We start from the raw sequence: 13,507 nt of genomic DNA, 5'->3' as shown, positions 1-13,507 counted from the left end.
GGTCGGTCGGGGCTGTAGCCCCTGCCGTCCCGGCGCGCGGCCGGTGGGCGGGTGCGGCTGGGTCGGCCCTGCGGGGCGAGGTCCCCTACCCGCCCTTCGCCCGTTCCCCGGGCTCTGCCCGGACCCGGTCCTCAAACGCCGGACGGGCTGGATAAATCCAGCCTCGCCGGCGTTTGAGGCGCGGGGTCCGGGGCGGAGCCCCAGGGGGTCCGGGGCGCAGCCCCGGGGAACGGGCGAAGGGCGGGTAGGGGAACTCCGCCCCGCGCAGCGGTGAGCCGCAGGTGGGGCTGCGAGTGCCGGGGGCCCGTGCGCCCGGCGGGCTTCGGGGGCGTGCGAGGCTGGCGGGGGTACCCGGCGGCTCGCCCCGGGGCCAGGCACAAGCGGAGCTAGGAGCAGCATGCACACCCTTCTCGTCACCGGCCCCGGCGGCGCTGGCCGGAGCACCGTCGCGGCGGCCACCGCACTCGCCGCCGCCGGGCAGGGGCACCGCGTGCTCCTGCTCTCCGCCGGCCCCGCCGACCCGCCGGTCACCCCGCAGGGCACGCTCCGGGTGACCCGCGTCGACTCCGGCGAGGAGTTCCGCCACGAGCTCGTCGCGCTCCAGGAGCGCGGCTCCGCGGTGCTCGGGATGCTCGGCGCACGCCCCCTGCACACCGACGAGATCACCGAGCTGCCCGGCGCCGAACAGTTCGCCCTGCTCCGCGCCCTGCGCCGGGCCGCGGACGAGCCCGGCACCGACCTCGTGGTGGTCGACATGCCTCCGCTGCACCAGGCGATCACCACCCTCGCCCTCCCCGCCCAGCTCCGCCGCTACCTCGCCCGGCTGCTTCCCACGGAGCGCCAGGCGGCCCGCGCCCTGCGGCCCGTACTGGCCCAGCTCGCCGGCGTTCCCATGCCCGCGCAGTGGCTGTACGAGGCCGCCGCCCGCTGGGACGAGGACCTGGCGGCCGTGCAGGACGTCCTGGAGGCCCCCACCACCTCCGTACGGCTCGTCGCCGAGCCGGGACCCGCCGCCGACGCCGCGCTGCGCCTGGGCAGGCTCGGGCTCGCCCTGCACCGGCTGCCCGTCTCCGCGCTCGTAGCCAACCGGATGCTGCCCGCCGGATCCGCCGACCCGTGGCTGGCGGGACTCGCCGCCCAGCAGGAGAAGTACGCCGCCCAGTGGGCCGGGGACGAGAGCCTCCCGGTGCTCCCCGTACCCCACCTGGGCCGGGACCCGCACGGTCCCGAGGACCTGGCGGAGCTGGCCCCGGCCCCCGCCCCGGCGATCGCGCCCCGCCCCGCCTGGCCCGTGGAGGACCGGATCGCCGAGGACGGGGTGCTGCTCTGGCGGGTTCCGCTGCCCCGTGCGGAGAAGCCCGAGCTCGGGCTGGTCCGGCGCGGAGACGAGCTGCTGCTCACGGTGGGCCCGTACCGCAGGATCGTTCCGCTGCCGTCGGTACTGCGCCGCTGCACCGTCTCCGGCGCCGCCCTCGTCGACGACGAGCTCCGCATCCGCTTCACTCCGGACCCGGACCTGTGGCCGCGGAGCGGAGAGCGGGCGTAGCGGGCGGCCTGGGGGGCGTACCTCCGTTCGGGTAACGTCGGAGGGAGCAGGAGTCCGTCCCGCACGCCCAGCCGCCGCCGCAGGAGAGTCCGCCATGAGCGAGGCCACCGACCGTCCCACCGATCCCTCCTCCGGGGACGACGCCTGGGCCGAGGCCTGTGCCGAGGACCTCGCCGCCGAGCAGGAGCGCCGCAGGTCCGAGCAGGGAGCCTCCGCGGGCGCCGGCACCGGGACCGCCGCCGAGGAGCTGTTCAAGCTCTTCGAGGCCGTCGCCGACAAGGTGTCCGACAAGGTCTCCGCGCTGAACAACCCGCTGTTCGGCGTCGCCGCGCAGGGCGCCGTACGGCAGTTCGTCAACCAGGCGAAGACCGCCGCCAAACCGGTCGTCGAGCGCAATCCCGAGGTCTTCGACCACCTCGCCGCGGCGGGCTCGGAGCTGCTCGCCGCCTACCGCTCCGCGGTCGAGGGCCACGAGCGCCGCTGGACCCGCGACGAGCGGGTCCCGGGCTGGGGGAGCGGGACCGGGACCGCCGGGACTCCCGGGACCGCAGAAAGCACCGAAAGCGCCTCCGGGAACGCGAAGGACCCCCGTGACGAGGGCGAAGACGGCCCCGCCGAGCGGATCGATCTCGACTGAACGCCCTCCTCCCTCGGGTACGGTTGACAGTGGCGGGGTTTGACCGGAAACCGAGGGACTAATGGGACTCACCATCGGCGTCGACATCGGCGGCACGAAGATCGCGGCCGGCGTGGTCGACGAAGACGGCACCATCCTTGAGACGTACAAGGTGCCCACGCCGCCGACCCCGGACGGAGTGACCGAGGCGATCTGCGCCGCCGTCTCCGAGGTCAGCGCCAGCCACACCATCGACGCGGTCGGCATCGGCGCCGCCGGATACGTCGACGACAAGCGCGCGACCGTACTCTTCGCGCCGAACATCAACTGGCGGCACGAGCCGCTCAAGGACAAGGTCGAGCAGCGCATCGGCCTGCCCGTGGTCGTCGAGAACGACGCCAACTGCGCCGCCTGGGGCGAGTACCGCTTCGGCGCCGGCCAGGGCCACGACGACGTCATCTGCATCACGCTCGGCACGGGCCTGGGCGGCGGCATCATCATCGGCAACAAGCTCCGGCGCGGACGCTACGGCGTGGCTGCCGAGTTCGGCCACATCCGGGTCGTCCCCGACGGCCTGCTGTGCGGCTGCGGCAGCCAGGGCTGCTGGGAGCAGTACGCCTCCGGCCGCGCGCTCGTCCGGTACGCCAAGCAGCGCGCCAACGCCACCCCCGAGAACGCGAAGGCGCTCCTCGCGCTCGGCGACGGCACCCCCGAAGGCATCGAGGGCAAGCACATCAGCGAAGCGGCCCGCGCCGGCGACCTGGTGGCCATCGACTCCTTCCGCGAACTGGCCCGTTGGGCCGGCGCCGGCCTCGCGGACCTGGCCTCGCTCTTCGACCCCTCGGCGTTCATCGTCGGCGGCGGCGTCTCGGACGAGGGCGACCTGGTCCTCGACCCGATCCGCAAGTCCTTCAAGCGCTGGCTGATCGGCGGCGCATGGCGCCCGCACGCGCAGGTGCTCGCCGCCCAGCTGGGCGGCAAGGCCGGTCTGGTCGGCGCGGCGGACCTGGCCCGCCAGGGCTGAGGCCCGCACGCCCCGTCAGTGAACTGCCCGCCGCGCCCCCTGGGGTGCGGCGGGCAGTCTCGTTATGTTGCGGGGTATGGACCTCACCGAGCTGCCGAACTCCCGCACCGAAGCCGATGGTTCCGCCGTGATCCGGGTGCTCTCCTACAACGTCCGCTCGCTGCGCGACGACGAGGACGCACTGGCCAGGGTGATCCGCGCGTGCGAGCCCGACCTGGTGTGCGTCCAGGAGGCGCCGAGGTTCTTCCGGTGGCGCAAGCACGCGGCGCGGCTCGCCTCGAAGTGCGACCTGGTGGTCCTGTCGGGCGGCGCCACCGCGGCGGGGCCGCTGCTCCTGTGTTCCCTACGGGCCTTCGTGGAGCGGACCGAGGACATACTGCTGCCGCTGACACCGGGCCGCCACCGGCGGGGCTTCGCCACGGCCGTCGTACGGCTGGGAGGAGTCCGGGTCGGGGTGCTGAGCGCCCACCTGTCGCTGGACGGGCCCGAACGGCTGGCCCAGTCGGAGCTGCTGCTGGAGCGGCTCGCGGGGATGGACGTGCCGTACGCGATCGCGGCGGGGGACATCAACGAAGGCCCCTCCGGGCCCGCCTTCCGGCGGCTCGCGGGGGCCCTGCAGGACTGCCGGGCGGTGGCGCCGTGGGGTGGGGAGCACACGTGGGTGCGGTCCGCGGTGCCGCGCCGCATCGACGCCGTCTTCGCCACCGCGGGCGTGGAGGTCCTCGCCTGCGGCGTCCCCTCACCCCTGCCGGGAGTCACCCCCGACGACCTCACCCGCGCCACGGACCACCTCCCGGTCCTGGCCACCCTCCGCCTACCCGCCTGAGTCCCGCCTTCGTGGCTCGGCCGCGTGCGGGTGGTCTGCCCTGCGGGGCCGGGGTCCCCTACCCACCCTTCGCCCGTTCCCGGGGGCTGCGCCCCGGACCCGTTGCCGCGTGCGGCGCCGTTGCCGGGGACCAGTCCCCGGACCCCTGGTCCTCAAACGCCGGACGGGCTGGTTTTGCCGCTGCGCGGCACAATCCAGCCTCGCCGGCGTTTGAGGCGCGGGGTCTGGGGCGGAGCCCCAGGGGGTCCGGGCGCAGCCCGGGGCCGGACGGGTCAGGGCGGAGCCCTGGGAACGGTGGAAGGGCGGGTAGGGGATCTTGCCCCGCAGGGCCGACCCAGCCACACCCGCCCACCGGGCCTCACGCCGGGACGGCAGGGGCGGCAGCCCCGACCGGCTACCGCCGGACGGAGTCCGGCGCAGCGGTGCGAGTGGTGCGTAAGAAATCAAACGACCGCGCCGCGCCCGGGGTCGTCGTCCTCGTCCTCGTCGGTGGACATCCGCGCGACCAGCGTCGCGAACCCGCCCAGGAAGCCACCGACGCCCAGCGTCGTCAGCCACCAGGTCATCTCCCACTGGAGCAGCACCGCCAGGAGCAGCAGGACCGGTCCGCCCACCACCGCCAGCCAGGCGAACTTCGACGTCGTGTCCGCCTCCGGCAGCTCCGGCTCCGGGGGCACGAAGTGCCCCTCGTCCTTCGCGGCCTCCGGGGAGTCGTCCGGCTCGGCCAGGGAGTGGTCCCGGGGACCCGGACCGGGCCCGATCCCCCCGCCCACGCCCGGGGCGAAGACCACCGAGCTGCCGAGAGCCGCCGACGGCGGCTCCGGGGTGGCCGGGTCGGCTGCTGCCGGTTTCACGTCCTCCTCCGGCAGGAGGAGGTTCTCGATCGGCCGGAACGGTCTCGCGCCGGGCGGATCCGCCGGCTCCTGGCCGTAGCCGGCGACGATCGCCGCCCACGCCGCTTCCTCGTCCAGCGGGGGGACGCCCCCGGAGGACTCCTCGTGCTCAGCCACCGCTGGCCGCCCCCTCCCTGCCCAAGCTCTCCGACAGCCGTCCGACGAACGCGTAGCTGTCCGCGAAGATCTTCTCCGCGTCATGGTCCAACGTCGCGACGTGGTAACTCTGTTCCAGCAGCGTTTCGGTGACGTCCGTGGAGGACACCCGCGCCAGGATCCGCGTCGAGTCCGCCGGCCGCACCACGTGGTCCTGCGGGCTGTGCAGCAGCAGCAGCGGCTGCGTCACCTGCGGCAGTTCGGTGTCCAGCATCTGCAGGAACTTCCGCAGCGAGTGCGCGGCCCGGGTCGAGACCCGGTCGTAGCCGACCTCGTCCGCACCCGGCTTGGCGATGTCGCTCGCGATGCCCGGGGTCGACCGGACGAAGTGCTTGACCACCGGCAGGGCCACGGCCAGCGGGTCGTGGATCTTGTTGACCGGGTTGACGAGGACGATCCCGCTGATGCTGTCCCCGTGCTTCGCCGCCAGCCGCAGGGTCAGCGCGCCGCCCATCGACAGCCCGAACACGAACACCTCGTCGCAGGTGTCGAGGAGCTCCCGCAGCGCGCGGTCCACCTCGGCGTACCAGTCCTGCCAGCCGGTGAGCTGCATGTCCTGCCAGCGCGTCCCGTGCCCCGGGAGCAGGGGCAGCGACACCGTCAGTCCCTGCGCGGCCAGATGGTCGGCCCAGGGCCGCATCGACTGGGGGGAACCGGTGAAGCCGTGGCAGAGGAGGACGCCGACCTTTCCGCCCTCGTGGCGGAACGGCTCGGCTCCAGGGAGGACGGGCACCAGGGTCTCCTTAGAGGGGGGCGTGGGGTGCGTAGCGCTGTGTGACTTCACCGTACGCGACGGGGGTGGCACCGACCAGGGTCGTCGGACGGCTCCGGGCGCGACCACGGGATATGGTCTGTTCGACAGACACAGGAAGGCTTTCGAGTTGATCTACGGCGCAATGAAGTTCTCGATCGGCGGTTCCCTGAAGCTCGCTTTCAGGCCGTGGGTGGAGGGCCTCGAGAACATTCCCGCAGAGGGGCCGGCGATCCTCGCGAGCAACCACCTGTCCTTCTCCGACTCCTTCTTCCTGCCGGCCGTGCTGGACCGGAAGGTGACCTTCATCGCGAAGGCGGAGTACTTCACCTCCCCGGGCGTCAAGGGCAAGCTGACGGCCGCCTTCTTCAAGGGCGTCGGCCAGCTCCCGGTGGACCGTTCGGGTGCGCGCGGGGCCGGCGAGGCCGCCATCAAGAGCGGCATCGACGTCATCGAGCGCGGAGAGCTGTTCGGTATTTACCCCGAGGGGACGCGTTCACCCGACGGCCGGCTGTACCGCGGTAAGCCCGGCGGTCTGGCCCGGGTGGCGCTGGCCACCGGCGCGCCCGTGATCCCCGTCGCGATGATCGACACCGAGAAGATCCAGCCGCCCGGCAAGGTGGTGCCCAAGCTGATGCGCCCGGGCATCCGGATCGGCAAGCCGCTGGACTTCAGCCGCTACCAGGGCATGGACGGGGACCGCTTCATCCTCCGCTCGGTGACCGACGAGGTCATGTACGAGATCATGAAGCTCTCCGGCCAGGAGTACGTCGACATCTACGCGACGGCCGCCAAGCGGCAGATCGCCGATGCGGAGAAGGCCGCCGCGAAGAGCGGGAAGGCCGAGAAGGCGGAGAAGGCCGAGCCGGCCGGACCGGCCGCCGCGGACACCGACAAGTAACAGCACACGGGCGGGACCGCCCGTACGGGGTGGGGGATATGGCGAAGCGCGAGCGCGTCGTACGCATGTCGGTCGAGCAGCCGCTGTGGCGTGCCCTGACGGCCTACCGGCTGCTCACCATGGTCTACGCGGCCCTGCTGTTCGCCTCCGCCTACAAGGAGTTCGACCGCCCCTGGATCGCGGCCTCCTACCTCGCCTTCCTGGCGGGCTGGACCCTGGTCACGCTCCCCAAGGTGGCGGGCGCCACCAGCTGCACCAAGCGGTTCCTGGGCGCGGACCTCACCGTCGCCTGCGTCGGGATCCTGCTCACCCCGCTCGCGGACAGCCACGAACGGGTCGCGGGCGGCGGCCCCACGCTCCCCTCCATATGGACCGCGGGCGCGGTCCTCGCCTTCGCCCTCAAGGGCGGCTGGCGCTGGGCCTGTTTCGCCTCCAGCTTCGTCGCCGCCGCGAACCTCGTGCAGCGCGGCGAGCCCACCCGGGACACCCTGCACAACGTGCTCCTGGTCTGGGTGGCCTCCATCGCCATCGGCTACGTCGTCGAGGTGGCCCGGGCCAGTGAGGCCACCCTCGCCCGCGCCCTGGAGATCGAAGCGGCCACCCGGGAGCGCGAACGCCTCGCCCGCGACATCCACGACGGTGTCCTCCAGGTCCTCGCCATGGTCCAGCGGCGCGGCACCGAACTGGGCGGGGAGGCGGCCGAACTGGGCCGGATGGCGGGGGAGCAGGAGGTCGCGCTGCGCACCCTGGTCTCCAGCGGGCTGGCGCGCCCCTCGCGGATCTCCCGCGACGAGGCGGACGGTGCGATCGTGGCCTCCGTCGAGGTGGAGGAACCCGGCGAGGACGAGGGCGAGCTCGATCTGCGGACCCTCCTCGCCCCGCATGCGGGCTCGCGGGTGAGCTTCGCGGAACCGGGCACCCCGGTGCCGCTGCCGGTGCCCGCCGCCAGGGAGCTGGCCGCGGCGGTCGGAGCCGCCCTCGACAACGTGCGCAAGCACGCGGGGGAAGGGGCCAGTGCCTGGATCCTGGTCGAGGACTGGGGCGACGAGGTGATCGTGACGGTCCGGGACGACGGTCCGGGCATCCCGGCCGGCCGGCTCGACCAGGCCGAGGGCGAGGGCCGGATGGGAGTGGCCCTGTCCATCCGGGGCCGGCTCCGGGACCTCGGCGGCAGCGCCGAGCTGGTGTCCGTCCCGGGGCAGGGCACCGAAGTGGAACTGAAAGTACCGAGGGGGAGCAACCAGTGAACGAGTCGAGCGAGCAGGGCAGCCAGGGCGGACAGGACAGCCTGGGCGGGCAGAGTGGCCTGGGCGGCATCAAGGTCATGGTCGTGGACGACCACCCGATGTGGCGGGACGCGGTCGCCCGCGACCTGGCCGCCGCCGGCTTCGACCTGGTGGCCACCGCGGGCGACGGGCCCGAGGCCGTCCGCCGGGCCCGCGCGGCCGCCCCGCACGTGCTGGTCCTCGACCTCAACCTGCCCGGCATGCCCGGGGTCCAGGTCTGCAAGGAACTGGTCGGCGCCAACCCGGCGCTGCGGGTCCTCGTGCTCTCCGCGAGCGGCGAGCACGCCGATGTCCTGGAAGCGGTGAAGTCCGGCGCGACCGGCTACCTGCTGAAGTCCGCGGGCGCCCAGGAGCTCATCGACGCCGTGCGCCGCACGGCGGCCGGCGACCCCGTCTTCACCCCGGGGCTGGCCGGCCTGGTCCTCGGCGAGTACCGGCGCCTCGCCACCGACCCGGCGCCGGCCGCCTCCGACGAGCCGAAGGCCCCGCAGCTCACCGACCGGGAGACCGAGGTGCTGCGGCTGGTGGCCAAGGGGCTCTCGTACAAGCAGATCGCGGAACGGCTGGTGATCTCCCACCGCACCGTGCAGAACCACGTGCAGAACACCCTGGGCAAGCTGCAGTTGCACAACCGGGTGGAGCTCGTCCGGTACGCGATCGAGCGGGGCCTCGACGACGCCTGAGCTGCGCACGCGCTGAGGCCGCCCCTCGTACGAGTGAACGGGCGTACGCAACGCCCCGCAATTCCCCCGGAATTGACCCTTCCTCAGGTCTTGCTGTGATCTGAGTCACCACTAGCGTGACCGTCATGCGGGCCCCGCGGCCTCAGCGGGCCCTGTGGCGAAGGGAAATTCCATGAAGGCCATGAAGGTCGGAGTGCTGACGGGCGGCGGCGACTGCCCCGGGCTCAACGCAGTGATCCGCAGCGTCGTGCGCAAGGGCGTGCAGGAGTACGCGTACGAGTTCGTCGGGTTCAAGGACGGCTGGCGGGGTGCGGTCGAGGGCCGCACCGTTCCGCTCGACATCCCCGCCGTCCGCGGGATCCTGCCGCGCGGCGGGACCATCCTCGGCTCCTCGCGCACCAACCCGTTCAAGCTGGACGACGGCGTCCGCCAGATCAAGGAGAACCTCGCCAAGTACGAGGTCGACGCCCTCGTCGCGATCGGCGGCGAGGACACCTTGGGCGTGGCCGCCAAGCTCTACGAGGAGTACGGCATCCCCTGCGTCGGGGTCCCGAAGACCATCGACAACGATCTGTCGGCCACCGACTACACCTTCGGCTTCGACACCGCCGTCGGCATCGCCACCGAGGCGATCGACCGGCTGCACACCACCGCCGAATCGCACATGCGGGTGCTGGTCGTCGAGGTGATGGGCCGGCACGCCGGCTGGATCGCCCTGCACTCGGGGCTCGCGGGCGGCGCCAACGTCATCCTCATCCCCGAGCAGCGCTTCGACGTGGACCAGGTCTGCGCCTGGGTGAGCTCGCGGTTCAAGGCGAGCTACGCGCCGATCGTGTGCGTCGCCGAGGGTGCGATGCCGAAGGACGGCGACATGGTGCTGAAGGACGCGACGAAGGACTCCTTCGGCCACGTCCGGCTGTCCGGCGTCGGCGAATGGCTGGCCAAGGAGATCGAGGCACGGACCGGCAAGGAGGCCCGTACGACCGTACTCGGACACATCCAGCGGGGCGGCACCCCGAGCGCGTTCGACCGCTGGCTGGCCACCCGCTTCGGGCTGCACGCGATCGACGCGGTGCGTGACGGGGACTTCGGGAAGATGGTCGCGCTGAAGGGCACGGACATCGTGCGGGTGCCGATCGCCGAGGCGACGGCGAAGCTGAAGACGGTGGACCCGGCGCTGTACAAGGAGGCCGGCGTGTTCTTCGGCTGAGTTCTCGGTCGAGCCCCGGCTGGGCGCAGGGCGGGTCGGGACCGTGGGTCGTAAGGTGACAAACGACCCATGGTCCGATTCTTCTGCGCAGTACGGGAGCGAACGTGGAAATCCTGGCATTCGGGGTGACGGCGGACGAGAAGCCGCTCATCGAGAAGGCGTTCGAGGGTCAGCACGAGGTGCGCTGCCTGGACGTCTTCCTGAGCGAGGACACCGCCCCCATCGCGACCGGGTACGAGATCGTCTCCTCCAGCGTCAACGCCGACCTGAGCGGGCGGGTGCTGCGCACCCTGGCCGCGGGCGGGACGAAGATGATCGCCCAGCGCTCCACCGGCTTCAACAACATCGACCTGGACGTCGCGCGGCAGCTCGGCCTGACGGTCGGCCGGGTCTCGTACTACTCCCCGTACTCGGTGGCCGAGTTCGCGTGGACCCTGGCCATGGCGGTGAACCGGCGGATCGTCCGGGCCTCGAACCGCACGCGGGACTTCGACTTCCGGCTCAACGGCCTGATGGGCCGCGACATGCGCGGCCGCACGGTGGGGGTGCTCGGCACCGGCAAGATCGGGGAGGCGTTCACCCGGATCGCCCACGGCTTCGGCATGAACCTGCTGGGCTGGGACGTGGCGCAGAACCCGGCGTGCGTGGAGCTGGGCATGAAGTACGTGGACAAGGACGAGCTGTTCGCGTCCTCGGACCTGATCAGCCTGCACGTACCGCTGCTGGAGTCCACCCACCACATCATCGGCGCCCAGGCGCTCAAGACGATGAAGGACGACGCGATCCTGGTGAACTCCAGCCGCGGCGGGCTCGTCGACACGGACGCGCTGGTCACGGAGCTGCGGTCCGGACGCTTCACGGGGGTCGGCCTGGACGTGTACGAGGCGGAGGCCGGACTCTTCTTCCTGGACAAGTCCCTGGTGGTCGTCGAGGACGACACCCTGGCGCGACTGATCACCTTCCCGAACGTGGTCGTCACCTCGCACCAGGCGTACTACACCCTCGACGCGGTGAGCCAGATCATCGACACCACGGTCGCCAACGTCGCGGACTACCTGGCGGGCCGCCGCTCGGAGAACACCCTGAGCCCCGCGGACCCCTCCTGAGGCGTCCCGGCACGAGTGGCCTAATGTCGCCCCCGTGGACATACCCGAAGCGGTTCGCTGGGCCCTGCTCGCCTGCGCCGCACTGAACCTCTTCTTCGCGCTCAGGGCCCTGCGGCTGCTCGTCCGGTCCGCGCCGGGACAGCGGACCGGCCCCGCCCTCACGGGCGCGGACCACCTGCTGGGCACGGTGCTCATCGCCGCCCTCGCCTCGCCCGAGGAGCACCCGGCCGTCGTCTTCGGCGCGCTGACCCTGCTCGGCCCGGTGATCCTCTGGCAGATCGTCCGGGACGCCCGGGCCCGCAAGGAGCCGAAGGACCCGACCGCCCCGGAGGACGGCCAGACCCCCGCCACAGCCGGCTAGCCGGCCGCTAGGCCTCCGCCGGGGTGCGGATCCCGGTGATCAGGTCGCGGACCAGCTCCGCACCGCGCAGGGTCAGGACCGACTCCGGGTGGAACTGGACGCCCGCGAAGCCGCCGGAGGCGGACCGCAGGGCGTGGACCTCACCCGTGGTGGGATCGCGCGAGACCTCGATGCCGCGCAGGGCCAGGGACCGCTCCCGCTCCGCCGAGCAGTGCGCCGCGTACGTGTTGTAGAAGCCGACGACCTCCTCCGTCCCGAACAGCGGGATCCGCGTCTGCGCCCCCTGCGCCGGCTCCGCCTTGCGGACCAGCGGGAGCCCCAGCTCGGCGGCGAGCAGCTGGTGGCTGAGGCAGACCCCGAGCAGGCCGCCCCGGTGCGAGGCCAGGAGCTCCGCCGTCAGCTCGCGCATGGTGCGGATCTTCGGGTCGCCGAAGTCCGCGGGGTCGCCCGGGCCGGGGCCGAGCACGATCGGCCCGTCCCAGGCCAGCGCGGCGGCCCGCAGCCCCGGGTCGTCGTAGCGGCGTACGGTCACCTCCAGCCCGGCCACCCGCAGCACGTGCCGCAGCATCGAGGTGAAGGTGTCCTCCCCGTCCACCACCAGCGCATGGCCCGTCACCCGAGAGGGCCGCTCCTGCATCCGCAGCCAGAACGGCGCCAGGTCCTCGCGGCGGGCCGCCAGGGCCGCCTGCACCCGGGGATCGTCGGCCAGCCGCGGCCCGGCCCCGCCGTCCGCGCAGGGCCGTACCGCCGCCGGGCGGACGCCCAGCGCAGCCAGTACGCCGGCCGCCTTCGCGTGCGTCTCCGCCACTTCGCCCGCCGGGTCGGAGTGGCGTACGAGGGTGGCCCCGACGGGCACCCGCAGCGCGCCGTCCGGCGCGATGTCCGCGGTCCGGATGAGGATGGGGGAGTCGAGGGTCTGGGCGCCCGAGGCGTCGAGGCCCAGCAGGGCCAGCGCGCCCGCGTAGTAGCCGCGGCCACCCGTCTCGTAGCGCTCGATGACCCGGCAGGCGTTCTGCACCGGCGATCCGGTCACCGTCGCCGCGAACATCGTCTCCTTCAGCACCTCGCGCACGTCCAGCGAGGACCGGCCGCGCAGCTCGTACTCGGTGTGCGCGAGGTGCGCCATCTCCTTGAGCCGGGGGCCGACGACCACCCCGCCCATGTCGCCGACCGTGCACATCATCTTGAGCTCCTCGTCCACCACCATGGACAGCTCCTCGGTCTCCTTGCGGTCCCCGAGGAAGCCGAGGAGGGAGTCGGCCGTCGGCCCCCCGGCCGGATAGCGGTACGTACCGCTGATCGGGTTCATCACGACCGTGCCCCCGGACATCCGCACGTGCACCTCGGGGCTCGCCCCGACGAGGGTGCGCTCCCCGGTGTGGACCACGTACGTCCAGTACGCGCCCCGCTCGCCCTCCAGCAGCCGCCGGAACAGTGCGAGGGCGTCGGCGCGGCCGAAGCCCTCGATCCGGCCCCCGTAGGTGCGCCGGATGACGAAGTTCGCGCCCTCGCCCCGGCCGATCTCGTCCTCGATGACCCTCCGGACGGTGTCCGCGTACTCCTCGTCGGGGACGTCGAAGGCGCCGCCGTCGACGCGGACCTCGTGGGCCGGCAGTGCGGCCAGGGCCTCGGCGAGCGGGATCTCGTGGGCCTCCTCGGCGACCAGCACGCTCAGCGGCGTGCCGTCGTCGCGCACGTCGAAGCCGCGCTCGCGCATCTGGCGGAAGGGGACGAGGGCCAGGGCGGGCCGCTCGCCGACGGGCAGGTCGGCCAGGTGCTCGGCCTCGTGGACCGGGCCGATCAGCACCTCGACGGTGTCGTGGTCGCGGCCGGGCGTGCGGCGGCGCAGCAGGGCGAAGGGCGGGCAGTCGTCGTCGAGCAGCCGGCTCAGGTGCGGGTGAGGGGGCAGGTGAGGCGGCAGGTGAGGGTGCAGGTCCATGGAGTGGGCGTCCTATCCGGTTTCGGAGGGTGGGACGGCCCGGTCGGCTGCGGTGACTCGCAGAACGCGGAAGGCCGCCCCTCGGGGCGGCCTTCGCTTCGCTCGTGATCTTCAGGTACGCGCGAGAAGTGGGCCGCCGGGAGCGGGCCACCACCAGTTCTGGTTCGAGTGCGCGTACATGCTCCGACCCTAACCCACCCGTCCGTCCA

Annotated in this window: 13 protein-coding genes; 10 read left to right on the top strand and 3 right to left on the bottom strand. The window is 72.9% G+C overall.

The window, feature by feature from the left end; all coding sequences use genetic code 11:
• The first annotated feature begins 397 nt into the window (after positions 1-397).
• The 4 genes from ACZ60J_RS14525 to ACZ60J_RS14510 all read left to right on the top strand — a co-directional run bounded on the left by ACZ60J_RS14525 (position 398) and on the right by ACZ60J_RS14510 (position 4,012).
• Complete coding sequence (locus tag ACZ60J_RS14525; RefSeq protein ID WP_469681886.1) at positions 398-1,546, top strand: ArsA family ATPase; 1,149 nt, start codon at positions 398-400, stop codon at positions 1,544-1,546.
• Positions 1,547-1,640: 94 nt separating this feature from the next.
• The gene (locus ACZ60J_RS14520) at positions 1,641-2,183 is read left to right on the top strand and encodes a DUF5304 domain-containing protein (protein ID WP_469681884.1); all 543 of its coding nucleotides are present in this window, start codon (positions 1,641-1,643) and stop codon (positions 2,181-2,183) included.
• Between the two features lie 61 nt (positions 2,184-2,244).
• Positions 2,245-3,186, top strand: a complete 942-nt coding sequence (locus tag ACZ60J_RS14515) for an ROK family glucokinase (protein ID WP_469681882.1) — start codon at positions 2,245-2,247, stop codon at positions 3,184-3,186.
• A gap of 76 nt (positions 3,187-3,262) precedes the next feature.
• Complete coding sequence (locus ACZ60J_RS14510) at positions 3,263-4,012, top strand: endonuclease/exonuclease/phosphatase family protein (protein WP_469681880.1); 750 nt, start codon at positions 3,263-3,265, stop codon at positions 4,010-4,012.
• A 443-nt stretch (positions 4,013-4,455) separates the two neighbouring features.
• On the opposite strand, the gene ACZ60J_RS14505 is transcribed toward ACZ60J_RS14510, so the two are convergent.
• Both ACZ60J_RS14505 and ACZ60J_RS14500 read right to left on the bottom strand, forming a co-directional pair.
• Positions 4,456-5,022 (bottom strand): hypothetical protein, encoded by a 567-nt coding sequence (locus ACZ60J_RS14505; protein ID WP_469681878.1) that lies wholly within the window; start codon positions 5,020-5,022, stop codon positions 4,456-4,458.
• Positions 5,015-5,794, bottom strand: coding sequence for an alpha/beta hydrolase (locus ACZ60J_RS14500; RefSeq protein WP_469681876.1), 780 nt, complete (start codon positions 5,792-5,794; stop codon positions 5,015-5,017). The genes ACZ60J_RS14505 and ACZ60J_RS14500 overlap by 8 nt, the downstream gene beginning before the upstream one ends.
• Before the next feature lie 163 nt (positions 5,795-5,957).
• On the opposite strand from ACZ60J_RS14500, the gene ACZ60J_RS14495 reads away from it, so the two are divergent.
• The 6 genes from ACZ60J_RS14495 to ACZ60J_RS14470 all read left to right on the top strand — a co-directional run bounded on the left by ACZ60J_RS14495 (position 5,958) and on the right by ACZ60J_RS14470 (position 11,359).
• Positions 5,958-6,713 (top strand): lysophospholipid acyltransferase family protein, encoded by a 756-nt coding sequence (locus tag ACZ60J_RS14495; RefSeq protein ID WP_469682429.1) that lies wholly within the window; start codon positions 5,958-5,960, stop codon positions 6,711-6,713.
• A 38-nt stretch (positions 6,714-6,751) separates the two neighbouring features.
• Entirely contained in the window at positions 6,752-7,960 is a 1,209-nt protein-coding gene (macS, locus tag ACZ60J_RS14490) for a MacS family sensor histidine kinase (protein ID WP_469681874.1), read from the top strand.
• Between the two features lie 77 nt (positions 7,961-8,037).
• Positions 8,038-8,682: a response regulator gene (locus tag ACZ60J_RS14485; RefSeq protein WP_250743819.1), complete on the top strand. Its 645-nt coding sequence runs from the start codon at positions 8,038-8,040 to the stop codon at positions 8,680-8,682.
• A gap of 181 nt (positions 8,683-8,863) precedes the next feature.
• Positions 8,864-9,892, top strand: coding sequence for a 6-phosphofructokinase (locus tag ACZ60J_RS14480; protein WP_469682428.1), 1,029 nt, complete (start codon positions 8,864-8,866; stop codon positions 9,890-9,892).
• Positions 9,893-9,996: 104 nt separating this feature from the next.
• Positions 9,997-10,998 (top strand): 2-hydroxyacid dehydrogenase, encoded by a 1,002-nt coding sequence (locus ACZ60J_RS14475; protein ID WP_469681872.1) that lies wholly within the window; start codon positions 9,997-9,999, stop codon positions 10,996-10,998.
• A gap of 34 nt (positions 10,999-11,032) precedes the next feature.
• Positions 11,033-11,359: a hypothetical protein gene (locus tag ACZ60J_RS14470; RefSeq protein WP_469681870.1), complete on the top strand. Its 327-nt coding sequence runs from the start codon at positions 11,033-11,035 to the stop codon at positions 11,357-11,359.
• A gap of 7 nt (positions 11,360-11,366) precedes the next feature.
• On the opposite strand, the gene ACZ60J_RS14465 is transcribed toward ACZ60J_RS14470, so the two are convergent.
• Positions 11,367-13,298 carry an anthranilate synthase family protein gene (locus ACZ60J_RS14465; RefSeq protein WP_469681868.1) on the bottom strand — a complete coding sequence of 644 codons (1,932 nt, stop codon included), beginning with the start codon at positions 13,296-13,298 and terminating at the stop codon, positions 11,367-11,369.
• Between the last annotated feature and the right edge of the window lie 209 nt (positions 13,299-13,507).

This window comes from Streptomyces sp. NPDC104226, from assembly GCF_055584085.1.
This window is presented reverse-complemented; position numbering and strand designations above follow the sequence as displayed.